This is a genomic window from Enterococcus ureasiticus (assembly GCF_001730285.1).
Lineage (GTDB): Bacteria > Bacillota > Bacilli > Lactobacillales > Enterococcaceae > Enterococcus_L > Enterococcus_L ureasiticus.
This window is the reverse complement of record NZ_MIJZ01000014.1, coordinates 24,391-45,294: the sequence shown is the minus strand read 5'-3', so window position 1 is coordinate 45,294 and position 20,904 is coordinate 24,391. Positions and strand designations below refer to the sequence as shown.

The window sequence follows — 20,904 nt, the reverse complement described above, 5'->3', positions numbered from 1 at the left end:
GGAAAGAAATACAGAATGATTGGGATGGAAAAAATGATTTTATTAGGATCTTTGGTTAATGGGTTAGCGATTATTTTTGGAAGTTTACTGGGGGCTATTTTACGCAATATTTCAGAAAAAATGAAAGATACTGTAACAAAAGGCATTGGCCTAGGCGTTTTAGTATTAGGTATTCAAATGGCTTTTAAAACCTCGTCTTTTATTGTGATCCTAATCAGTTTATGTTTGGGGGCAATGTTGGGAGAAGCAATAGGCATTGAAGACAAGATGAATGGATTTGGCTTGAAGCTAGAAAAACGTTATGCAAAACCAGGCAGTAATTTTGCCGATGGATTTGTGACCGCATCGTTGATTTTTCTGATTGGATCGATGGGAATTATTGGTGCAATCGAAAGTGGTGTGGCGAATAATCATCAAACGTTGTTTACAAAAGCTGTAATGGATGGCTTTATGTCGATCATGTTGACAGCAACATTAGGTGTAGGGGTTCTTTTTTCAGCTGTACCAGTTTTTCTTTATCAAGGAACTATTGCGGTCTTTGCTAGTGTCTTGATGCGTTATATTCCTAAAGAGCTGCTGGATTTACTAATGGGGGAAATCAGTGCGATCGGTGGTTTGATGATTTTTGCAATTGGATTGAATATTATGGACATCACTAAAATTAGAGTATCCAACTATTTGCCAGCAATTCTTATCTTGATCGGAATAATCACAGTGAAATTTTATCTGTGATCAACGTAAAAAAATGGAAATTGAATGAAATGCTGACAGACAGTTGTCATCATTTTTGTGTTAAGCTCAGTTTATAAATGAAAAGGAGTGAAGGAAATGACCATTCAATTAACAGAAAAAACAATCAAAGGCAAGAAAATCCGCACAAATAATCATCGCTTGGATGAAATTATCGCTTTGTGGAACAAGGTGCCTGACATGCATCTAGATGGGGAGTTTTTCGCGGTATATTCAAACTATGAGAGCAATTTCAAAGGGGATTATGATTTATTGGTGGGGAGTGAACAAGCTGATTTTCCTGAGATTTCAGTCATTCATGCTGGTGAGTATGTAGAAATTCCAGTAGCAGAGGCAAGCCCAAAAAGTGTAGGGGAAACTTGGCAGAAAATTTGGGAAGACGGAGCGTTAGAAAAAAAACGTACCTATTTGACCGATGTTGAACATTATAAAGCAGATGGGACAATCGTAATTTATCTTTCTGTATAAATGTATAAAATTATTTAAGGTCTGGATAAAAGCCAATTGAGCTTTTATCCAGACTTATTTTTATTTAAAGTAAAATGAATGCTAATGTTCATAAATGCATATTTATTTAATTATGAATAATAAATTAATAAAAAACCATTGACTTGTATAATGAGAAAACTTATAATATAAAAAACAACACTCGTTTGATAAAAATAAAAAGAAAAGAAGTGAAGTAAATGAAAGTCTCAATTGTTGGTGTGACTGGGTACAGTGGGCTGGAACTTTTACGTTATCTTAGACAACATCCATTTGTTGAAGTTGTTTCGATCCATAGTCATTCAATGAATAAAAAATCATTAGAGGATGTTACCCCTCATTTAAAACAACTTATTTCTTTACCCTTAGAAAAAATCGATCCTGATGAAATTATGAAAAAAAGTGATCTGGTCTTTTTAGCAACACCTTCAGGTATTTCAAAAGAGTTGGCACTGCCTTTTATTGAAGCTGATTTTCCTGTGATCGATTTATCGGGAGACTTTCGTTTAAAAGAAGTTGGGGAATACGAAAACTGGTACGGTACAACTGGTGCTTCAATAGATATACTTCAAAAATTTGATTATGGTTTAGCTGAGTATCGAGACAAACCTCTATCAAAGTGGATCGCGAATCCTGGTTGTTACGCGACGGCGGCAGAGTTATCTTTAGCTCCATTATTGAAAAGTGATAAATTAGCTTTAGATTCCATCGTTATTGATGCGAAATCAGGTATTTCAGGTGCAGGCAAAGGATTATCGCAAATGACTCACTACACCGAAACACATGATAATATGACGTTGTACAAAATGAACAGCCATCAGCATATCCCAGAAATCATCCAACAGTTAAAAAAATGGGAACCACGGCTTTCAGCAATCCAGTTTTCAACCTCTTTGATTCCAGTGACTAGAGGCATTTTCTTAACCGCTTACGCTAAACTAAAAGAGCCGATTTCTGACGAGAAATTAGTTCAGCTATATCAAGCACATTTTGAAAAGAGTCCTTTTATTCGGGTCCAAGAAGTCGGTCATTATCCTGTACTTAAGCAGGTGATTGGTTCGAATTACTGTGATATTGGATTAGCCTATAATCCAAAAATGAACATGATTACGATCGTAACAGTCATCGATAATTTAGGCAAAGGTGCGGCTGGGCAAGCGATTCAAAACTTGAATATTTTTGCAGGTTTTGATGAACGGTGCGGTCTGGATCATATACCGATTTATCCATAAAAATTGATTATGAACTAAAATGAAGGTTCAAAACTTAGAGGGAGCGGCAATTATGAAGAAAGTCATTGTTATAAAGATGGGTGGAGTAGCCAGCGATAACTTAACAAAATCATTTTTTGAACAGGTCGATCAATGGCAAAAAGAGGGGAAAAAAGTTGTGATCGTTCACGGTGGCGGCCATTATATTTCTGAAATGATGCAGCGTTTAAATGTACCCGTAGTAGTCAAAGATGGTCTGCGGGTAACGACAGAAGAGACGTTAAAAATCACCCAAATGGTGTTGATTGGTCAAGTACAACCGATGATTACCACTCATTTTCAACAAGAAGGGTTTTCAGTCGTGGGCTTAAATGCCTCTTGCGGTCAAATCATTACAGGAACGTTTCTTGATAAAAATACATTAGGCTCAGTTGGCGAAGTCAAGCAGGTGGATACAGAATTGTTAGAACATCTACTTGAAACTAAGCATATTCCAATCATTGCCCCCTTAGGCTTAACGAAAACAGGTGAGTGGTTGAATATCAACGCGGATCATGTAGCCTGTAAAGTAGCGGAGGAATTGCAGGCTGAAAAATTGTACCTGTTAACGGATGTTCCAGGTGTGAAAAAGGAAAATCAATGGCTAAAAGAACTGTCCACCAATGAAATTCCCCAACTTAAAACAGCCAAAATCATCAAAGGCGGAATGCTGCCAAAATTAGAAAGTGCTGTAACAGCAATCAAAGGTGGCGTGAAAGAAGTTCATATCACAAATCAAATCCAATACGACGGAACTATTATCAAATCAAAGGAGGTTTTTGCATGAGTTACTTATTTCCAAACTACCAAAGAAAAGAGCTGGAATTGATCAAAGGTTCTAAATGTACACTGACGGATCAAACTGGGAAAAGCTATCTTGATTTTACTAGTGGAATCGGCGTAATGAATTTAGGGTATAATGATCCTGAACTAAATCAAGTACTATTGGAACAAGCTAATCTTTTATGGCATACACCGAATTTATATGAAAATCATTTACAAGAACAAGTGGCTGAGAAATTAGCAAATGGTAAAGAATATGTCAGTTATTTTTGTAACAGTGGAGCGGAAGCGAATGAAGCTGCAATTAAATTAGCTCGTAAAGCAACTGGTAAAAGCAAAATCATTACCTTTACAAATTCGTTTCATGGTCGAACATATGGTGCGATGAGTGCGACAGGTCAAGAGATTATTCATGCTGGTTTTGAGCCATTAGTTCCTGATTTTATTTATGTACCTTTTAATGATATTGAGCTATTAAAAGCGGAAATCGACCAGCAAACTGCAGCTGTCATGTTGGAATTGATTCAAGGCGAAGGCGGTGTATTACCAGCTGAAGAGTCATGGATTCAAGCTGTACAGTCCCTTTGCAAAGAGTATGGAGCCTTGTTGATCATCGATGAAATTCAAACCGGAATCGGCCGGACAGGCACTTTCTATGCTTATGAACAGTACCAGATCGAACCGGATATTTTTACATTGGCGAAAGGCTTAGGCAATGGAATTCCTGTAGGAGCAATGGTTGGTAAAACTAGTTTGGCAGAATTTTTTGGTCCTGGCAGTCATGGTTCTACTTTTGGAGGAAATAAGTTAGCGATGAGTGTTGCTTACAAGGTTGTTGAGCGCATCAATCAACCAAAATTTTTGCAGGATGTTCAGAAAAAAAGTCAACAGCTTTTTACAGGACTAAACCAACTAGCAGAAAAAACTTCAATGATCAAAGCGATTCGTGGTAAAGGATTAATAATTGGTATCGAGTTAGCAAATCAAGATATATTAAAGATTGTATTGGATCAATTAGAAATCGAAGGTTTACTCACATTAAAGGCTGGTCAAAACGTTTTACGTCTTTTACCACCATTAACAATCACAGAAAATGAAATTGATCAAGGACTAATGATCATTGAAAAAGTCTTACATAATCTAGCTAAACAGACAGGCTTTTCAGAAAAAGGAGATTGATAAATGATGAATTCCATGTATGGCAAAAGTATTTTAAATTTAACAGAGTTAACGAAAGAAGAATTTCTATCGATCATTGAACTAGCTGTAGCGATAAAAGCTGATCCTGAAGCGTATAGAGGCGTTTTAGCTGGGAAAATATTAGCTATGATTTTTGAAAAAAATAGCACTCGAACGCGTGTTTCATTTGAAGCGGGGATCATTCAACTTGGCGGTCAAGCGATAGTTTTAGATTCAAAAAGTACGCAGATGGGTCGGGGGGAACCAGTCAAAGATACTGCTAAAGTGATGTCCAGTTATGTGGATGGGATCATGATCCGTACCTATTCAGATCAAATCGTTGCTGAACTTGCAAAGGAAGCGTCAATTCCTGTTATCAATGGACTAACAGACGATCATCATCCTTGTCAAATACTAGCTGATTTTCAAACGATTTATGAACAAAAGGGGAAGCTAGAAGGAATCAAATTAACGTATATTGGCGATGGAAATAATATGGCGCATTCATTTTTGATCGGTGGAAGTTTGGTGGGGATGGATATCAGTATCGCAACGCCCAAAGGCTATGAACCAAAAGCGGAATTTGTTGAGCTTGCTAAAAAGAATGCAAAAGTAAGTGGTAGTATAATCGAAATTGTGAATGATCCAGATCAAGCAGCCAAAAATGCTGATGTTTTAGTGACAGATGTCTGGGCAAGTATGGGCGATGAAAGTGAACAAAAAGAACGGGAAGTAATCTTTAAGGAATTCCAGATCAATAATCGACTTTCTGTTCAAGCTAAAAAGGATTATTTGTTCCTACATTGCTTACCCGCTCATAGAGGAGAAGAAGTATCAGTTGATATTATTGATGGAACACACTCTGCGATTTATGAAGAGGCAGCCAATCGTCTCCATGCTCAAAAGGCTTTGATGGTCAAACTCATGGCAAATCTATAGAAAAGAAATGATACTAGACGATTTTTCGTTTTGTGTCATTTTTTATTTTCGAAACGTATACATTGTCCATTGACTTGTTACGTGTTGATCGATAAATATGAATCCAATTTCAGACGTATAAACTTGAAAATCAGCTGAATTTTTTAATTGAGCCAAAAAGTAATTGATTTTTGCAGTCTCACAAGCAAAAACTACGATACCATTTGGCTTGAGAACACGATGGATTTCACGTAAGGCCAGGCCTAGATCATCCCAATGAAAATGTGTTTGGAAAGCAGTTACGAGATCGAAAGTTTCAGAATCAAATATAAGATCATGAACATCCATTATTTTAAAATCAATCCGTTGGTTTAAATATTTCTTTTTGGCTTGTGCCATCGCGTCATCAGAAATGTCAATACCAGTGACAGCGGACAGATTTGTTTGCTGCAAGAGATAATCGCTTGAAGCACCATTGCCGACACCAATATCTAAAATTGTGATTCCGTCATTTACCGTAATATTGCTCATCGCCCATTTGACCAAAGGGAGGTAAATACTATTCCAAAGATACATCATACACGTACCAATAATTCCAGTAGGTCTTTTTGACTGTTTTAATAAAATTTGGAATAAATAGACCAATAACACAAGAAACACAGCAATAATCCCAATTAACATAAAAAAACTCCTTTATTTTATATTGAACTCTTGAAAATAGTATACAATAAAAAAACAATGGCTAGAAAAAAACTTGACCATCTCCTGTCAAAATTGATGCTAAAATTCCTTTATTTCCCCGATAATCATCCAATTTCCTTAAATTTAAAGAAAATCTTTAATATATATCAGAAAATATGAAGTTTTGTTTGTAGTTTCGGTTTGTTTTTAGTAGAATGAAACTGTATGAATAGAATAAAAGTGAGGTGTAGATAAATGGGTTTTACAGATGAAACTGTACGTTTTGATTTTGATGACAGCCGTAAGAAGGAAGTAAGTGAGACTCTGGCTACTGTATACAAGGCTTTAGAGGAAAAAGGATATAATCCGATCAATCAGATTGTGGGCTATTTGCTTTCTGGAGACCCGGCCTACATTCCTCGTTACCAAGACGCTCGAAATTTGATTCGTCGTCACGAACGAGATGAAATCATGGAAGAGCTGGTTAAATATTACTTATCTGATCATGGAATCACTATTCGATGAGAGTAATGGGACTTGATGTTGGCTCTAAGACAGTAGGAATTGCTGTCAGTGATCCATTTGGTTGGACAGCTCAAGGTGTGGAAATCATTCGGATCAATGAAGCGCAGGAAGAATTTGGTTTTGAACGTTTAGCGGAATTAGTCAAAGAATATGAAGTAACTCGCTTTGTTGTGGGCTTACCAAAAAATATGAACAATTCGATCGGACCTAGAGCCGAAGCGTCAATGGCGTATGGAAAGAAAATCGAAAAGATGTTCCAAATTCCTGTTACCTATCAAGATGAACGTCTGACCACGGTTCAAGCAGAACGGATGTTAGTCGAACAAGCAAACACATCCAGAGCGAAAAGAAAAAAAGTAATCGATAAGGTAGCTGCTGTCATGATTTTGCAAAATTATTTAGATGGCGCTAGCAATAAAATTTAATCGACTTGTAAAAAAACAAGTGTAAGATAAAAGGAGAGCAAAACAATGGCAGAAGAGCATAACCATGATCACGATCATGAAGGACATGAACACATCACTTTAGTTGATGAACAAGGGAACGAAACGTTATACGAAATTCTTTTAACAGTTGACGGACAAGAAGAATTCGGTAAAAATTACGTACTTCTTTATCCAGCTGGTGTTCCAGAAGAAGATGATGTTGAATTGCAAGCTTACGCTTACATCGAAAACAACGAAGGAACAGAAGGCGAATTACAACAAATCGAAACAGATGCTGAATGGGATATGATTGAAGAAGTTTTCAATACATTCATGGCGGAAGAAGAAGAATAGAAATTAAAAGAGAGTTGAATCCTCGATATATAGGGATTCAGCTTTTTCTTTTGTTTTAGTGAATGCCATTTCGTTTTAATTTATTCATATTGGTTCACATTGATAAAAATAAAAAAGAGTAAAAAATTATATGTTAGTGTATATTAGCACTAGTTAGCATTAGTCTTTGTACTCCCGCCGTCACCACAACTTTTATGGAGACAGACAGTAGAAACATTGATTTACAGAGGTTTGTACAGCGGTTGTACTGTCTATTTTTTTATTGAATACGATTGAACTAGATTCCAACATGATTAGCAAATAATTTAGCAGTCTTTTCTTTATTGTCTTGTGTTACATGAGCATAGATGTTCACGGTAGTTTGAACGTCTGAATGTCTTAACCGTTCCTGAACTTCTTTAATTGTTGCACCGGATTCAAAAAATAGACTACAATGAGTATGTCGAAAGCCATGAGTAGTTATTTCTTTCAGTTCATATTTTTCGCAAACTTGTTTTATATATTTTCTGGTAATAGTCGGCTGCAAATAATCATTTTGAAGATTACTGAAAATAAGTTGCTGTTTATAATGCATTGATTACTGGCGGATTTTTAAAAGCTGGATCGATGGGCAATAAAGAAACGTTGCTTAATGATTTAGAGCATAACGGATGGCAACATGTCCAACCAGTAAACGGCAACTATCCAGCTAAAAGAGGGGATGTTTTCATCTGGGGTACTCGTGGCCACACGTTATGAGCTGCAGGTTACACGGGCATTTTTGTAGATGATAATAACAATATTATCCATTGTAACTATGGTTATAATGGTATTACTGTTAATAATCATGATACAATCTGGGGTTACAACGGACAACCGGCAATCACGATTTATCGTTATACTGGATCAGACAGCAAGCTTGTCACCCCTGCCCCAAAGCCCAAACCTGTTCCAACAAAAAGACGGTATGGTTACAGGGTGGATGATGTACAATTTATCAACGACATGTGGAAAATCCGTCGTAACTCATTGGCTCCAGTTGGTTTTGATTGGACCGATAACGGTATAAACGCTACAGATGTGGATATGATTGATCCAGGCAATGGTGCAATGTTAGCAGATCAAGAAATGATTAGGCCTGGTATGTATTTTGCTTTTAATGAGGCTAGGGTTTCTGACACAGGTCAAGCCGTAAACGATCATGGACACAACTATCGTAAGTTTAACTTTACTCAACCTACAGGCGAGGTTTGGTTAGTAAGAGGTAGCAAGCAGCAACTTATGTATGGATAAATCAATAAGTATAATATTTGCAAAAATTTATAAGACATAGTAGGTTTAAGTAACCCAATTAACAACTAACACTTTTTTCGTTCTTCTCCTTTCCCATCTCTTTTGAGATGGGATTTTTTTGTGTTTAAATAGTCCTCCTTGATTGGAGGATTACATAAAATATTGACCTTTATTTCTGTTTACAAAAAGAGATTTACTGTTCATTATAAGGAAGATATAATTAACATTTAGGGAGAAGGAGTGAATTGGGAAGAATGGGGAATAAGATAAAACAAAAAAAGGTGTTGGTAGGAGTAATCATGGTCATGTTTTTTTGTGTTTTTATGAAACCGGAAAAAGCAGATGCATATGCACTTTGGAATTATTGGTTGGGTGGCTCTAATAAGATTCTAAGGTACAATCAACCAGGGACGAAACATAGCTTGCAAGTAGCGCACGCAGATATTCATTGGAACAAACAATCGCCAGGTACTATTCAACGGATGGATAGAGCTGCTAATGTAAGGTTATATGATGTCAATAAAGGTGCAAATAAAGTGGGTGGAGTCACATCTTCAGGTAATAGAACAATAGAGTTTAATGATTACTACATGATTCGGAGTAACCACCCATATAAAGAAGAATTTGGTTTTATGATTGCGACACATGAATTTGGACATGCTTTAGGATTATGGCATTCTCCAGGTTCTAAGAATGTGATGTATGCTAGCTTTGGTCCGGGTGTTGTAAATAATCTTCCTACAGCAGACGACAGAGCTGGATTACTTGCATCAAAAAGAAGATGGTAGAAGGAGATAAAAAATGAAAATAACCAGATTTGGATTAGTAATGCTTTTAAGTGTAACTCTTATTTCACTTATGGCATGTAAAAATGAGAAAAGTGAACAAAAGGAAAGTACAAGTACATCAATTTCACAAACGAAAGATATTCTAGCATCATTAGGATTAGAAAATCAAAATGATGTAGACACGTGGGAAACGCCACTCTCTATCCTTGTTTTAGAAAGTTCTTATATGGGAGCGTCCACACTTGAAGGAAAAACACTGGAAGCGGATAATATTTTTGTTGCGACTTTGGAAGAAATGGAAACAACATATCCCAATCCAGTATACGACGAGAACGGAAAATTGATTAGCAATACACCAAAAACCAATTTTAAATTGAATGTGATAGATAACTTAAGGGGTGACCTTCCGACAGGTGAAACAATTCAAGCCTCAAGAGACTATTTCGGAAACGGCGATGGGCAAGAAAAAGGGAAGTTCTTAACCCTAATAGAGAATGATATTATACCTGAGGTGGGCAAAACCTATGTTTTTCTAACTTTTGTTCTAGATGGAGAATTAGCTATTCTACCTGGAGGGGAAGCACCTAGTAATTTTCCGTTGGAAAATGCGCCTATGAACTTAGATAAGCAAACTAGGAGTGTTGTAGAGGATATCGTTGATTCTTCGACTAAAGTAGAGGAAATTGAAAAACAAGTAGAAAATGAGAAAGAGACATTTGATAAAATAGGAGATACTATGTTAAGTGCCCCCGAAATTCAAGCACGTATTGAAGGGCATGGAAATAAGCTTGATATGAATAAAGTCATAATAAAATAGCTGTTATTGGCTAAAAGCCTATCTCTTAGTTTGAGGTAGGCTTATTTTTGTACACTTTTTTCGCACAGTCTAGCAATTTTAAATTCAATATCAGCACTCAATACCAACAACCTATAAACTCTGCAGCATCCTCTATACTCTCAAATTCCTAACAAGCCGATCTGCTATCGCTAATCAATCCTACAACATTACCATCTAATTATAATTATCTGATCCATATAAAAACCTCCCTACGATAATATACTCAAGGAGGGAAGGGAATTATTTTAATAGTTGAAAAGTAGTAGATAAAATTGTATTCTAGTTGAAACGCTATGACTGATTGTTAAAAAACGAATAGACTTGTAAATAATAAAAAAGCTATTGGTTATCAGCAACTTTTCACATCCTGCAACGCCTTTTTTGTTTTAATTTTGATTACTCAACACAAATCGATCTAATTCAGATGTTTGATAAAATACGACGCCACCTTCAATAGGTTTGCAACGTTTCAAACCTAAATCTTCATACTTTTTTAAGTTGCTGCGTCGATACCATCATAATATTTGAGCGCGTTTTTTTGTTTAATGAATACTGGTTTATTTACTCTAGCTTCAGCAAGTTCTGCGAACTTATCGAAATACTTTTCTAATAAATTAAGTAACAGATTCTCAAAGCAGTTAGAAAATATATTCCCTATATTAGATTTTTCCATAACTATCATCTCCTTTTTTTATTATAGATGGGCGTAGTAGTATGATACAAGAGAAAAGAGTAAAGAACACATCTGAAATGCCAAATTAAAAGTGGAAAGTTAAAATGACAAATCTAGCACTAGTAAATTTAGATGATCTAAAAGTTCTGATGTCAGAACAAGCAATTCCTAACGAAGTGTGGGGGACGAAACAAGTTGCTGATTTCTTGAGAATTAGTATTAGTACTTGCAAAAAAGAAGCTATAAGCGGAAATATACCGGCAGTAAAAGTAGGTGCTGAATGGAAGTTTAGCAGTATCGCACTTTTTGAACATGTAGTTAGACGGAAGTTAAAGAGCTGAACGATTCAAAAAATAGTAATAAATTGATTATAATAATATTTTTTACTATAGCACCCTACGCTAGTGAGACTTATAGTGAATGCCATTAGCAAAATGGTTAAAGATATTCGGTGATTGACTATGAATGGTTTCTTCTTAAAAGTCACTAAATGACGATAGATAAAATGTTATGAAATGCTATCGACATTAATCAGGTGGGTATTTTTGTTTAAGCAATTACAAAGGAAATGATGAATACAATCTTTTAAAGATTAACCCCCCCAGTCTAATTATTTCAGATTAAAATATGTAACGTGGGAACCGGTGGATGGGGTCGACTCTGAAAATGTAGCACACTTTTTGTACCCCCCTGTATCTAAAATTACAAGCCTTCATAAAAAATAGAACGGTGTAGTCCTTTCTTCTCAAAATTGCCGCTTTTCAACTTTTTTGGTCTATAAACATTGATATAATAGGGTTTGACACAGGATGAGTTATTAAAAATAAGCTATTTCTGTTCTAAGAACAGCGTGAACAATATTCACTATGTTAGCATGACCTCGTAGACGGCTAGGGCATAACTACACCGCTATCTAGCAAAGTATCAAAATCTACCTAGTTGCTTTGAAAACGACGGCCTAACGAAACACTAGGGCATGAAAAGAGGACTTGTCAAAATTCCCGATTCGTTACTTTAGGACTACACTGATATTTTCGGCAAGTTATTTATAGTAACCCGTCTTGTAGTAAATTTGATAAGAGATAGCAAGGTAGGACAATGGACTAGCTGACTTTTTTTAATATTTTGTAGATATTTATTCTTACTATTGGTATGATTAGGCAAGGAGGGTATACTATGGATCAACTTCTTGACATATTAAAATTAATAGGATCATTAGGAATAATGGGAGTTTTAATAAAATTTTTCATTGATCGATTATGGTCTACACAAATAGAATTTAGTATTGAAACGAACTACAATAGAGCGTTTAGAGAATTTTTTAATCTCTGCATTACTATAATTTATATTTCTATTATCATTTTCTTGATATACTCTTCATACGAGTTAAACAAGTCAGTTCAATATGATGTATTAACAAGTGGACACTATTCCTTTGGCGAAAAAGAATATAAGGAGTATTTAACAAATGAAAATAGAAATACAAAGATACAATCAATTATACTAGTATTTTCATTTGTTCTAATTATTGGTGTATGTCACGGATATATTCGTTCGTTTTGGTATGGTAATTATAGAAGACGGGTCTATTTAAAGTTTAATAATAGGAAATTCTATGTGTTAAAGCGAATTACAAAAGATAGAGTATTGTTTACTGACGAAATAAAAACATTTAAGATTATAGAGTTCTCTAAATTGAATAATAAAAACTTTAAATTGGAAACGATTGAAGAACGTAAAAAAGCAAGATATAAATATTATTATAAAACATTGAAAAGACTAATAAATTTGAAAAAATACACAACGTCAGAGAAAGTTATAACTATAATACTTTTCATGTTATTATCAATAGTTTTAGTGCTTGGATGGTGGGCGCAAGAAAAAAAAGGATTTTACACGATTGTGATGCTTTCAATTTTCATTAGTATATATTTATTTGTCTTAAGACAGTACCTAAAAGGTAAGAAATTAGGAAAAAATGATCTCTCGAGTAAATGAGAATTTTAACGAAAAAAATCTACTAGCATGGTGGTTTTGTCTTTATATTTGTCTGTATGTGTAGATAAGACTGAATCAAATTTTAATAAAGGAGCTAAATATGAACAAATTTTTGATTAGTGTTTTGATTACGGTTCTGTGCTTATCTATATGTGGTTGTTCACCTAAACAAAAGAGTGATTTGCCAATTGAACAATCCTTTTCAAAGGTTGAAGATTTAAGAAGTATTTCAAAAAAAAATACGGACATATCGACTATTACATATAATGATTATCATGAGGATAATGATGAAACAATTTTATTAGATAAATCTGGAAAAGAAGTATCATATGAAGTTTTACTAGCAATCGACAGAAAAAAAGAATTTGGAAAGAATTACATGTTAATTTATCCTTCTAATAGTGACCATGAAGATATAGAACTAGAGGCTTATAGTTATGTTGAGAATGAAGAAGGTACAGGAGGGGATTTGACTTCAATTAAAACTGATGCTGAATGGGATATGATTGAAGAAGTTTTTAATCAATTTATGGATTAAACCTAGTAATTCTACCATTAAACCAATTATAGAAAAATAAATGCGCCCCATGCTAATGAGAATTTTAGTGAATGCCAAAATGAATGCCATTAGCAAAATAGTTAATGATATTCGGTGATTGGCTATGCATGTTTTCTTCTTAAAAGTCACTAAATGACGATAGATAAAACGTTATGAAATACTTTCATCATTCATGGTGGAAGAAGAAGAATAGAAATTAAAAGAGAGTTGAATCCTTGCAATATAAGGGTTCGGCTTTTTTTAAATTTACGAATACCAATAGCTAAGAAAGAATCGATTAGTACATTGCCTATATTAAGACAAAATAAAAAATAGAACTATAAAGCAATTTTATAAAAACTCACTTCATAGTTCTATTTTAAATTCAAACCACTAGACAGTTTTTGCTACACTTTCTCCTTCTGATAATACATCGAAAGAATCAACCCAACCCCAATAAAATTAGCCAAATAAGCTGTACCGCCCTGACTAATAAAAGGCAAAGGAATCCCCGTCAAAGGCAACAAACCAATATTAGACCCGATATTTTCAAGAATATGAAACAAGAAATACATAATCACACCCGTCGTAATATACGCATAAAATTCACGTTTTGCATTTAGCGTACAGATCAGCATTTGATAAATTAGATAAAAGAATAACAGAATCAACGCACAAGTACCTACAAAACCATAAGCCTCACCAATTACAGTGAAAATCATATCAGATTCTCTAACGGGGACGTAGATTTGTAAATTCGACAGACCTTTCCCCAACATCTCTCCAGACCCAATAGCAGTCAGACCACGAGCTTGCTGAAATGAAATTGAATCCGCATATTCAAAAGGATTGAGCCAAGCATGGATCCGATTAAACTGATATGGCTGAAAATGAAGATAGGAAAGGATTTTTTGCCCTTGTTCAGTTAAAACTAATAAAATACCACTGACACCAATTACACCTAAAATCCCAAAGCCGACCGTTAAAATCTTCCAAGAGCAACCGGAAACAAGTACCATACCAAGAAAAATAGAAATAAAAACTAAACTTGTTCCAAAATCTTTTTGATAAAACATCAAAGCAAAAACAGGGAGGCTGACAAGTGATAATTCACCCAATAAACGAAAATCTTCTTTTAAAGTCGATGGATTCGACGATTTTTGTCTTCTTCTCGTAACAATATAGGCCAACATCAAAATATAGCCTAGCTTCATGAATTCTGATGGCTGGAAGGAAATTGGCCCTATACGAATCCAACGTTTGGTACCTGTTGCGGCTGCCATTATTGGGTCATGAAATTTTATAAGTAAACTCATTAGAAATAACGATAAACCGTAAAGAGCAGGAGTAAATTTCCATAAATATTTAATTGGAATGAACATTGTAACAAACATTGTGACAATACCTAAAATAGTCCATAAAAACTGTTTCCTCAACAAAGGTGCAACTGATTCAACAGAAGGATCCGCATGAAATGCACCATACTGAGCAATGAAACCGACTAATATCAAAAGAAAGACAGGCAACAGAAGGGCATAATTCACTGGTTCACTTTTGGTATTTAACATTTTTCTCATGCAATACCTCCTTCTTGCCTAGATGTTTCTCTAATCTCCGTAGCGCGAGCATTCAAAGCGATGCCAAGCGTAATACTCAGTATCAGTAAGCTAGATCCGCCATAACTGATGAACGGGAAGGTCAGTCCGGTCATTGGAATAAAACCTAACAAACTACCTACATTTACAGAGACTTGAAGTAAAAGCAACATACCGCAACCAATATAAAGATAAGAGTAATAAAGATTTTTTGATCTTATCGCAAGTAAGAATAAGTGAGCGACCATAAAGAACACTAAAAATAAAATCCCTAAAGAAAAAATCAAGCCCAACTCTTCGATACAGATAGCAAAAATAAAATCTGTATCAGGAGCTGGAAGAAAGCCTTTTTTCTGAATACTATTGCCTAATCCTAATCCCCAAAAACCGCCATTGTGCATAGCGTAGTATGCATTTGACGTTTGAAATCCTTTACCAGTTGGATCGATGAAAGGGTTTTGCATCACTTCAAAACGTGTCACTAAATACCCGAATTTTTGTGGCATCCAATTTGTTGGAATCGACAATAAAAGAACTGTTCCCAACCGTTTTATCGCAACGAAACCAATTAAAGCCATTGACATAAACCAAGGAGAAAGTCCACTAGATAAAAACAAGACTAAAACAAGAATGAAAATCATTGAGGCTCCAGCGATATTCGGCTGCAAAGCTACAAAAAACATAAAGAAAATAGCAACTAGCAGTGAGCGTTTATGATCCTTGAATCTAAATGGAACAAGTGTGTCCGTTTTAGCTAAATTGGAAGCCAAATAAAGGACGATTACTAAAGGAACTAACTCCGATGGTTGAAACAAAAGCACCCCCAAGTTTATCCAACGCTTGGCACCGCCGACACTGGTCCCTATAAACGGTAAAGCGATAATGGATAGGAAGGTCATGGTTAAAATAAAATACATCATTTTAGGTTTACGAAGAACCGTCAAGTTAATTCGATAAACAAAACTCATACAAATGATACTAAAAAGAAAATACACGGTTTGCTTAATTGCTTTACTAGAAGTTCCAAGATCACTATCTAATAATTGATAAGAACTTGAACTGTAAACCATTAGAATGCCAATGACGCATAAGATAAAATAAGGGATCAAAATATAAAAGTCTAAATAATGCATCTTTGAGAATCTCTTCATTTGTTTCATTTTGCAGCTCCATCACTTAAGAAGGTATGAATGGCTTCTTGGTTTTGTTTCTCGTCTATTTCTAATACACTGCCAGCATCAGTGTAATCGTTAAATGACCAGCTCCCTTTAACTGGTACAGATAACGTTTCAAGACTTTTTACATTTCCTGTTAGAAAATCTTTTGCCAAGTCTATAAGGAGGTCGGTAGGAATATTAGTATCTAAGTAACCGACAGCTTCACCAGCAATTTTTGGAAGTTGCAAGAAGGAAACGGCGTCTTTAGATTGTTTTGCTAAGGCGTCCATGACCTGTTGTTGTCTTCTTACACGACCAAAGTCGCCTTCTTCGTCCATTCTAAAACGAGCATACTGTAACAATGTATTGCCATCCATGATTTGTTTACCTTTTTTGATGTCGACATTGTCTAAATTGATATCTTTTTCCGCATCGATCTCAATCCCTTTTGGATAAAGCTCATTGATTAATCGAATAAAATTATTAAAATCAGCTGAAATATAATAATTGATTGGTAAGTCAAAAGAGTCTTTAAGGACTTTTCTAGTTAATTCTGCCCCACCATATGCATAAGCTGCATTGATTTTTTCTAATCCATGTCCAGGTATTGATACATAAGAATCTCTCATGATCGAGATTAATTTTGGTTGTTTAGTTTCACTATTATAGTGGGCGACCATTAAAGTATCTGCGCGCCCGCCATCTTCATCATCTTCACGACCATCATCACCAATTAACATAATCGTGATTTCTTTCATATTTGTCTGTTGATCACCAGAAAAATTAGTGTTTTTGCTCTTGTTCACTTGAGATTGAGCTGATTTTTTCCCATTATGAAAATTGATTGCCGTGTAACTCCCGATTCCTATAAAAATCAAGAGAACGAAAAGGATCATACAAATTAAAAATTTCATTCCTGTTTTCATTTTTTATTCCTCGCTAATCATTTTTAATTGATCATCAAATAAAGTTTGGCTTTAGGAATTGATTTAGATGGGGGATAAAAAGATCTTTTTACTAAAAATAATGAATCACAGTCTTGTTGAAGAGACATTTTCTTCTTCGATTTGTATATCCACCTCCAAAATTAAGAATTCTGTCGACATTATTTATCAAAACAAAAAACCTTCGCTTAGAATAACTCAGCGAAGGGGAATTGATTTCAGCACAAAAAGAGCTTTTCATCATTCTCATCGTTGAGTTTTAGCACTATGAAACGTAAAAAGCAGAGCTTTTAGCTACTTTGTGAAAAGCCTTAATTCGACAATTCCTGTCCTACCCATTACTGTCTTTCGACATTTTTGAGCAGTAGCCTGTGTTTCCATAGGAGCCTCACCTAACAAGTTATTCAGATCGCCCTAAATATAGTGAATATCTCAGCTAAAGTCAATGAATTAAATATTAATTTTTTCATAATACGATGATGGTAAATCTAATAAATTTGTTATTTAAAATGGATAATTCTGTTTGGTAGAGGATTCTAGCCTTCGAATACAAATTATTAAAAAAGTACAGCTTGCTATTTTCTTTACTTTTTCTTAAATATAGGATTAAAGAATCCTGGGCTTTTTAATCAGAAGAATTTACCAGAAATAAGAGTATTTATTTTTGTCTGTATTTTTTGGAGAAACAAATGATTAAACAAAAAATAGTTTGCGTGCTATAATCGTAAAATAGTACAGGTTTATTAACTGTATCATAATAATTGTTTTTTTAATATATTTATTGGTTATTTTCTTTCATATTTAAGGGTAATTTATAAATGAAACATGATGATAAAAGGAGTGTAACACAAGATGGATAAAAGCAGAAATGGTGCTGAAGTGATTGTAGAAAGTTTGAAGAACCATCAAGTTGATTATGTCTTTGGGATTCCAGGTGCGAAGATCGATGGTTTGTTCAATGCGCTAGTCGATGACGGTCCAGAGTTGATCGTAACGCGCCATGAACAAAATGCAGCATTTATGGCAGCTGCTGTTGGACGTTTGACTGGAAATCCAGGTGTAGTGGTTGCGACAAGTGGTCCAGGTGCAAGCAATCTAGCAACAGGTTTGGTGACAGCAACAGCAGAAGGAGATCCTGTACTGGCAATCGGCGGCCAAGTGAAACGACGAGATTTACTAAAATTAACACATCAAAGCATGAACAATGCTGCCTTATTTGAACCTATCACCAAATACAGTGCAGAAATTCAAGATCCAGAGACCATTTCTGAAGTTTTAGCAAATGCTTATCGATTAGCAAAGTCATCTAAAAAAGGGGCCAGTTTCATCAGTATTCCTCAAGATGTTGTTGATGCTCCAGTAGAATCTATCGGTATAAGACCGCTAAGTGATCCAAAAATTGGTTCTGCTTCGTCAGAAGATATCGAGTACCTTTCAAAACAAATTCAAGCCGCGGAGTTACCTGTTTTATTGGTGGGGATGCGAGCTTCTACTGAAAAAGAAGCAAACGCAATTCGTGAAATTGTTGAGAAAACAAGAATTCCAGTCGTTGAAACGTTCCAAGCCGCTGGTGTGATTTCTAGAAAATTGGAAGACCATTTCTTTGGACGAATTGGTCTGTTCCGCAACCAACCGGGTGATATGTTGTTAAAACGTAGTGATTTAGTTATTGCTGTTGGCTATGATCCAATTGAATATGAGGCGAGAAATTGGAATGCTGAAGGAGATTCCAAGATTATCGTGATTGATGATACGCCAGCTGAAATCGACCAATATTTTCAACCGGAACGAGAATTGATTGGGGATATTGCAGAGACATTAACGGTTCTTTTACCAAGTATTGAGGCAAAAGTGTTATCTGAAAAAGCGATAGCCTATTTAAATCAATTGCATGAAAAACTAGTAAAACGGGACGATGTTAAAGAGCGAGTGGATAAAGGCTTGATCCATCCTCTAGAAGTTATTGAGACACTGCAAAGTATCGTAACAGACGAGATGACAGTAACAGTTGATGTAGGTAGTCATTACATCTGGATGGCTCGTCATTTTAGAAGCTATGAACCAAGGCATTTACTTTTTAGTAATGGCATGCAGACATTAGGTGTGGCACTCCCTTGGGCGATTTCGGCAGCATTAGTTCGACCAAACACGCAAATAATATCCGTTTCAGGGGATGGTGGATTCTTGTTTTCTGCTCAGGATCTTGAAACGGCAGTCCGTAAAAAACTGAATATCATTCATTTGATCTGGAACGATGGACGTTATAATATGGTCGAATTTCAAGAGCAGCTAAAATATCATCGGATTTCAGGTGTGGACTTTGGCCCTGTTGATTTTGTGAAATATGCCGAAGCTTTTGGCGCAAAAGGATTACGGGCAGAAAATGCTCAAGAATTAAACGCAGCAATTATGACAGGAATAGAAACAGAAGGCCCTGTCGTAATCGATATTCCAATTGACTACCAAGACAACGAAAAACTTGGCGAAACGATTTTACCAGATCAGTTTTATTAGAAAGGTGATAACAATGACAAAAGAAACAGTCTTATATCAGCACGGAACGTTAGGTGCTTTAATGGCAGGCTTGATGGATGGGACTGAAACAATTGCTAATATTTTAAAAAAAGGCGATTTTGGGATCGGTACCTTATCAGGATTAGATGGAGAATTGATTATTTTAGATGGAAAAGCTTTTCAAGGAAGAGAAGATGGCGCCTTGATTGCAGTAAACGATGAACAAGAAACACCGTATGCCGCAGTGACTACATTTAATCCAACAATCACTTTTCCGGTGAACGGACCAGTAGATAATTTAAAAATCAACACATTGATCCGTGAACATTTAAAAAGTGAGAATCTTTTTCATGCAATTAAAATTCGTGGAAACTTCAAAGAAGTCCATATTCGAGTAATGCCCAAACAACAAAAACCATATAAACGTTTAGTTGAAGTATCGAAAGAACAACCTGAGTTTGTAAAAGGAAATATGGCTGGTACCGTAGTGGGCTTCTTTACACCTGAACTATTTCAAGGAGTTGCAGCAGCAGATTTCCATTTGCATTTTATAGACGATGAGCAAACCTTTGGCGGACATTTAATGGATTTTGAGTTGGATACAGGAACAATCGAGATCGAACCGATGGATTCTTTATTACAACATTTCCCCAAAAATGACGAAACGTTTATTCATACCGCAATTGATTATGCTGAATTAGACAAAGAAATTCAAGAAGCTGAATAGAAAAAGGTCTAATATAGGTGTACCGACCTGAAAAAATTAGACCAAAACTGTAGTGCCCCCATAAAAAGTTAGACTTTTTATGGGGGCACTACAGTTATTCATCAGTCTATTTTTAATTACGTATTCATTGCAGGTAAAATTTGAGAGTGTATCGTTCTGTTTGTATACGCGATAAAAAAATCTGATAAAAATAGGTCATATGATTCAATATCCGATTTATAAAGTGAAACAGGAATCACAAAAGTTTGCTCCATTGTGCCAGCAATATAATCGCCATCAATTGTTTGAGCTACGACTAGAAATCCGTGTTCCTTCCAAATGGAAAGATCATCTAAAGAAATTGTTTCGTCAGAGGCGAGGTACTGAACGTTTTGCTCAAACTGTTCTTCTACGGTTTGGCTGAAAATAACCGTACTATCTTTATCTTGTACATTTTCTAAAACTGCAGTTAAAAAACTTTGTGGATCTGTTTCAGTTAGTTGTCTTTTGATTTTTTCAAAATTCATTAG

The 20,904-nt window shown here is 35.3% G+C and carries 24 protein-coding genes, 1 pseudogene and 1 riboswitch; of the genes and pseudogenes, 18 read left to right on the top strand and 7 right to left on the bottom strand.

Annotation, left to right across the window (positions count from 1 at the left end; genetic code table 11):
• The first annotated feature begins 33 nt into the window (after positions 1 to 33).
• From BCR21_RS11030 to argF, 6 genes are all read left to right on the top strand, one after another.
• Complete coding sequence (locus BCR21_RS11030) at positions 34 to 732, top strand: DUF554 domain-containing protein (protein ID WP_069646814.1); 699 nt, start codon at positions 34 to 36, stop codon at positions 730 to 732.
• Positions 733 to 828: 96 nt separating this feature from the next.
• A complete protein-coding gene (locus tag BCR21_RS11025) occupies positions 829 to 1,218 on the top strand; it encodes a GyrI-like domain-containing protein (RefSeq protein ID WP_069646518.1) in 390 nt (129 codons plus the stop codon).
• A 218-nt stretch (positions 1,219 to 1,436) separates the two neighbouring features.
• Positions 1,437 to 2,468: an N-acetyl-gamma-glutamyl-phosphate reductase gene (gene argC / locus BCR21_RS11020; protein WP_069646517.1), complete on the top strand. Its 1,032-nt coding sequence runs from the start codon at positions 1,437 to 1,439 to the stop codon at positions 2,466 to 2,468.
• Positions 2,469 to 2,520: 52 nt separating this feature from the next.
• The gene (gene argB / locus BCR21_RS11015; RefSeq protein WP_069646516.1) at positions 2,521 to 3,273 is read left to right on the top strand and encodes an acetylglutamate kinase; all 753 of its coding nucleotides are present in this window, start codon (positions 2,521 to 2,523) and stop codon (positions 3,271 to 3,273) included.
• Positions 3,270 to 4,448: an acetylornithine transaminase gene (locus BCR21_RS11010; protein WP_069646515.1), complete on the top strand. Its 1,179-nt coding sequence runs from the start codon at positions 3,270 to 3,272 to the stop codon at positions 4,446 to 4,448. The genes argB and BCR21_RS11010 overlap by 4 nt, the downstream gene beginning before the upstream one ends.
• Positions 4,449 to 4,454: 6 nt before the next feature.
• Positions 4,455 to 5,387, top strand: coding sequence for an ornithine carbamoyltransferase (gene argF, locus BCR21_RS11005; protein ID WP_084013306.1), 933 nt, complete (start codon positions 4,455 to 4,457; stop codon positions 5,385 to 5,387).
• 42 nt (positions 5,388 to 5,429) lie between these two features.
• On the opposite strand, the gene BCR21_RS11000 is transcribed toward argF, so the two are convergent.
• The gene (locus tag BCR21_RS11000; protein WP_069646513.1) at positions 5,430 to 6,047 is read right to left on the bottom strand and encodes a class I SAM-dependent methyltransferase; all 618 of its coding nucleotides are present in this window, start codon (positions 6,045 to 6,047) and stop codon (positions 5,430 to 5,432) included.
• 255 nt (positions 6,048 to 6,302) lie between these two features.
• Here BCR21_RS11000 and BCR21_RS10995 point away from each other — a divergent pair, with 255 nt between their 5' ends.
• From BCR21_RS10995 to BCR21_RS10985, 3 genes are read left to right on the top strand one after another with little or no spacing between them, the layout of a single operon-like run.
• The gene (locus tag BCR21_RS10995; protein ID WP_010760982.1) at positions 6,303 to 6,572 is read left to right on the top strand and encodes an IreB family regulatory phosphoprotein; all 270 of its coding nucleotides are present in this window, start codon (positions 6,303 to 6,305) and stop codon (positions 6,570 to 6,572) included.
• Positions 6,569 to 6,997 (top strand): Holliday junction resolvase RuvX, encoded by a 429-nt coding sequence (gene ruvX, locus BCR21_RS10990; protein ID WP_069646512.1) that lies wholly within the window; start codon positions 6,569 to 6,571, stop codon positions 6,995 to 6,997. Before BCR21_RS10995 ends, ruvX begins: the two co-directional genes overlap by 4 nt.
• A gap of 45 nt (positions 6,998 to 7,042) precedes the next feature.
• On the top strand, positions 7,043 to 7,351 hold the full coding sequence (locus BCR21_RS10985; protein WP_069646511.1) for a DUF1292 domain-containing protein: 309 nt from the start codon (positions 7,043 to 7,045) through the stop codon (positions 7,349 to 7,351).
• Positions 7,352 to 7,628: 277 nt separating this feature from the next.
• Here the strand turns inward: BCR21_RS10985 and BCR21_RS10980 are convergent, their stop codons facing one another.
• A complete protein-coding gene (locus BCR21_RS10980; RefSeq protein ID WP_069646510.1) occupies positions 7,629 to 7,925 on the bottom strand; it encodes a tyrosine-type recombinase/integrase in 297 nt (98 codons plus the stop codon).
• A 32-nt stretch (positions 7,926 to 7,957) separates the two neighbouring features.
• On the opposite strand from BCR21_RS10980, the pseudogene BCR21_RS17300 reads away from it, so the two are divergent.
• The 4 genes and pseudogenes from BCR21_RS17300 to BCR21_RS10965 form a co-directional block, all read left to right on the top strand.
• Positions 7,958 to 8,185 (top strand): annotated as a pseudogene (locus BCR21_RS17300) (peptidoglycan amidohydrolase family protein); the annotation flags it as partial.
• Entirely contained in the window at positions 8,162 to 8,623 is a 462-nt protein-coding gene (locus tag BCR21_RS10975) for a lytic exoenzyme target recognition domain-containing protein (protein ID WP_338031237.1), read from the top strand. The pseudogene BCR21_RS17300 and the gene BCR21_RS10975, both read left to right, overlap by 24 nt.
• A gap of 254 nt (positions 8,624 to 8,877) precedes the next feature.
• Positions 8,878 to 9,411, top strand: coding sequence for a matrixin family metalloprotease (locus BCR21_RS10970; protein ID WP_069646509.1), 534 nt, complete (start codon positions 8,878 to 8,880; stop codon positions 9,409 to 9,411).
• Between the two features lie 13 nt (positions 9,412 to 9,424).
• Entirely contained in the window at positions 9,425 to 10,228 is an 804-nt protein-coding gene (locus BCR21_RS10965; RefSeq protein ID WP_069646508.1) for a hypothetical protein, read from the top strand.
• A gap of 514 nt (positions 10,229 to 10,742) precedes the next feature.
• On the opposite strand, the gene BCR21_RS10960 is transcribed toward BCR21_RS10965, so the two are convergent.
• Entirely contained in the window at positions 10,743 to 10,922 is a 180-nt protein-coding gene (locus tag BCR21_RS10960; RefSeq protein WP_069646507.1) for a hypothetical protein, read from the bottom strand.
• Between the two features lie 104 nt (positions 10,923 to 11,026).
• On the opposite strand from BCR21_RS10960, the gene BCR21_RS10955 reads away from it, so the two are divergent.
• From BCR21_RS10955 to BCR21_RS10945, 3 genes are all read left to right on the top strand, one after another.
• Complete coding sequence (locus BCR21_RS10955) at positions 11,027 to 11,263, top strand: helix-turn-helix domain-containing protein (protein ID WP_069646506.1); 237 nt, start codon at positions 11,027 to 11,029, stop codon at positions 11,261 to 11,263.
• A gap of 835 nt (positions 11,264 to 12,098) precedes the next feature.
• Positions 12,099 to 12,920 (top strand): hypothetical protein, encoded by an 822-nt coding sequence (locus BCR21_RS10950; protein WP_069646505.1) that lies wholly within the window; start codon positions 12,099 to 12,101, stop codon positions 12,918 to 12,920.
• Between the two features lie 247 nt (positions 12,921 to 13,167).
• Complete coding sequence (locus BCR21_RS10945) at positions 13,168 to 13,458, top strand: DUF1292 domain-containing protein (RefSeq protein ID WP_069646813.1); 291 nt, start codon at positions 13,168 to 13,170, stop codon at positions 13,456 to 13,458.
• 407 nt (positions 13,459 to 13,865) lie between these two features.
• Here BCR21_RS10945 and BCR21_RS10940 read toward each other — a convergent pair whose 3' ends face one another.
• Genes BCR21_RS10940 through BCR21_RS10930 form a run of 3 tightly spaced genes read right to left on the bottom strand, consistent with a single transcriptional unit; the run spans position 13,866 to position 17,136 of the window.
• Positions 13,866 to 15,035: an FtsW/RodA/SpoVE family cell cycle protein gene (locus BCR21_RS10940; RefSeq protein ID WP_069646504.1), complete on the bottom strand. Its 1,170-nt coding sequence runs from the start codon at positions 15,033 to 15,035 to the stop codon at positions 13,866 to 13,868.
• Positions 15,032 to 16,213 (bottom strand): FtsW/RodA/SpoVE family cell cycle protein, encoded by a 1,182-nt coding sequence (locus BCR21_RS10935; RefSeq protein ID WP_069646503.1) that lies wholly within the window; start codon positions 16,211 to 16,213, stop codon positions 15,032 to 15,034. Before BCR21_RS10935 ends, BCR21_RS10940 begins: the two co-directional genes overlap by 4 nt.
• The gene (locus BCR21_RS10930) at positions 16,210 to 17,136 is read right to left on the bottom strand and encodes an LCP family protein (RefSeq protein WP_069646502.1); all 927 of its coding nucleotides are present in this window, start codon (positions 17,134 to 17,136) and stop codon (positions 16,210 to 16,212) included. The genes BCR21_RS10935 and BCR21_RS10930 overlap by 4 nt, the downstream gene beginning before the upstream one ends.
• 255 nt (positions 17,137 to 17,391) lie before the next feature.
• Positions 17,392 to 17,561: riboswitch (M-box (ykoK) riboswitch) on the bottom strand.
• 445 nt (positions 17,562 to 18,006) lie between these two features.
• Here BCR21_RS10930 and alsS point away from each other — a divergent pair.
• Entirely contained in the window at positions 18,007 to 19,668 is a 1,662-nt protein-coding gene (gene alsS, locus BCR21_RS10925; RefSeq protein WP_069646501.1) for an acetolactate synthase AlsS, read from the top strand.
• Positions 19,669 to 19,681: 13 nt separating this feature from the next.
• Positions 19,682 to 20,395 carry an acetolactate decarboxylase gene (budA, locus tag BCR21_RS10920; protein ID WP_069646500.1) on the top strand — a complete coding sequence of 238 codons (714 nt, stop codon included), beginning with the start codon at positions 19,682 to 19,684 and terminating at the stop codon, positions 20,393 to 20,395.
• A 116-nt stretch (positions 20,396 to 20,511) separates the two neighbouring features.
• Here the strand turns inward: budA and BCR21_RS10915 are convergent, their stop codons facing one another.
• Positions 20,512 to 20,901 (bottom strand): hypothetical protein, encoded by a 390-nt coding sequence (locus BCR21_RS10915; protein WP_069646499.1) that lies wholly within the window; start codon positions 20,899 to 20,901, stop codon positions 20,512 to 20,514.
• Between the last annotated feature and the right edge of the window lie 3 nt (positions 20,902 to 20,904).

What these genes read in the sequence shown, in the direction of transcription:
- BCR21_RS11030 (WP_069646814.1), top strand. Translation starts at nt 34, where the DNA reads ATGATTTTATTAGGATCTTTGGTTAATGGGTTAGCGATTATTTTTGGA.
- BCR21_RS11025 (WP_069646518.1), top strand. Translation starts at nt 829, where the DNA reads ATGACCATTCAATTAACAGAAAAAACAATCAAAGGCAAGAAAATCCGC.
- argC (WP_069646517.1), top strand. Translation starts at nt 1,437, where the DNA reads ATGAAAGTCTCAATTGTTGGTGTGACTGGGTACAGTGGGCTGGAACTT.
- argB (WP_069646516.1), top strand. Translation starts at nt 2,521, where the DNA reads ATGAAGAAAGTCATTGTTATAAAGATGGGTGGAGTAGCCAGCGATAAC.
- BCR21_RS11010 (WP_069646515.1), top strand. Translation starts at nt 3,270, where the DNA reads ATGAGTTACTTATTTCCAAACTACCAAAGAAAAGAGCTGGAATTGATC.
- argF (WP_084013306.1), top strand. Translation starts at nt 4,455, where the DNA reads ATGAATTCCATGTATGGCAAAAGTATTTTAAATTTAACAGAGTTAACG.
- BCR21_RS11000 (WP_069646513.1), bottom strand. Translation starts at nt 6,047, where the DNA reads ATGTTAATTGGGATTATTGCTGTGTTTCTTGTGTTATTGGTCTATTTA.
- BCR21_RS10995 (WP_010760982.1), top strand. Translation starts at nt 6,303, where the DNA reads ATGGGTTTTACAGATGAAACTGTACGTTTTGATTTTGATGACAGCCGT.
- ruvX (WP_069646512.1), top strand. Translation starts at nt 6,569, where the DNA reads ATGAGAGTAATGGGACTTGATGTTGGCTCTAAGACAGTAGGAATTGCT.
- BCR21_RS10985 (WP_069646511.1), top strand. Translation starts at nt 7,043, where the DNA reads ATGGCAGAAGAGCATAACCATGATCACGATCATGAAGGACATGAACAC.
- BCR21_RS10980 (WP_069646510.1), bottom strand. Translation starts at nt 7,925, where the DNA reads ATGCATTATAAACAGCAACTTATTTTCAGTAATCTTCAAAATGATTAT.
- BCR21_RS10970 (WP_069646509.1), top strand. Translation starts at nt 8,878, where the DNA reads ATGGGGAATAAGATAAAACAAAAAAAGGTGTTGGTAGGAGTAATCATG.
- BCR21_RS10965 (WP_069646508.1), top strand. Translation starts at nt 9,425, where the DNA reads ATGAAAATAACCAGATTTGGATTAGTAATGCTTTTAAGTGTAACTCTT.
- BCR21_RS10960 (WP_069646507.1), bottom strand. Translation starts at nt 10,922, where the DNA reads ATGGAAAAATCTAATATAGGGAATATATTTTCTAACTGCTTTGAGAAT.
- BCR21_RS10955 (WP_069646506.1), top strand. Translation starts at nt 11,027, where the DNA reads ATGACAAATCTAGCACTAGTAAATTTAGATGATCTAAAAGTTCTGATG.
- BCR21_RS10950 (WP_069646505.1), top strand. Translation starts at nt 12,099, where the DNA reads ATGGATCAACTTCTTGACATATTAAAATTAATAGGATCATTAGGAATA.
- BCR21_RS10940 (WP_069646504.1), bottom strand. Translation starts at nt 15,035, where the DNA reads ATGAGAAAAATGTTAAATACCAAAAGTGAACCAGTGAATTATGCCCTT.
- BCR21_RS10935 (WP_069646503.1), bottom strand. Translation starts at nt 16,213, where the DNA reads ATGAAACAAATGAAGAGATTCTCAAAGATGCATTATTTAGACTTTTAT.
- BCR21_RS10930 (WP_069646502.1), bottom strand. Translation starts at nt 17,136, where the DNA reads ATGAAAACAGGAATGAAATTTTTAATTTGTATGATCCTTTTCGTTCTC.
- alsS (WP_069646501.1), top strand. Translation starts at nt 18,007, where the DNA reads ATGGATAAAAGCAGAAATGGTGCTGAAGTGATTGTAGAAAGTTTGAAG.
- budA (WP_069646500.1), top strand. Translation starts at nt 19,682, where the DNA reads ATGACAAAAGAAACAGTCTTATATCAGCACGGAACGTTAGGTGCTTTA.
- BCR21_RS10915 (WP_069646499.1), bottom strand. Translation starts at nt 20,901, where the DNA reads ATGAATTTTGAAAAAATCAAAAGACAACTAACTGAAACAGATCCACAA.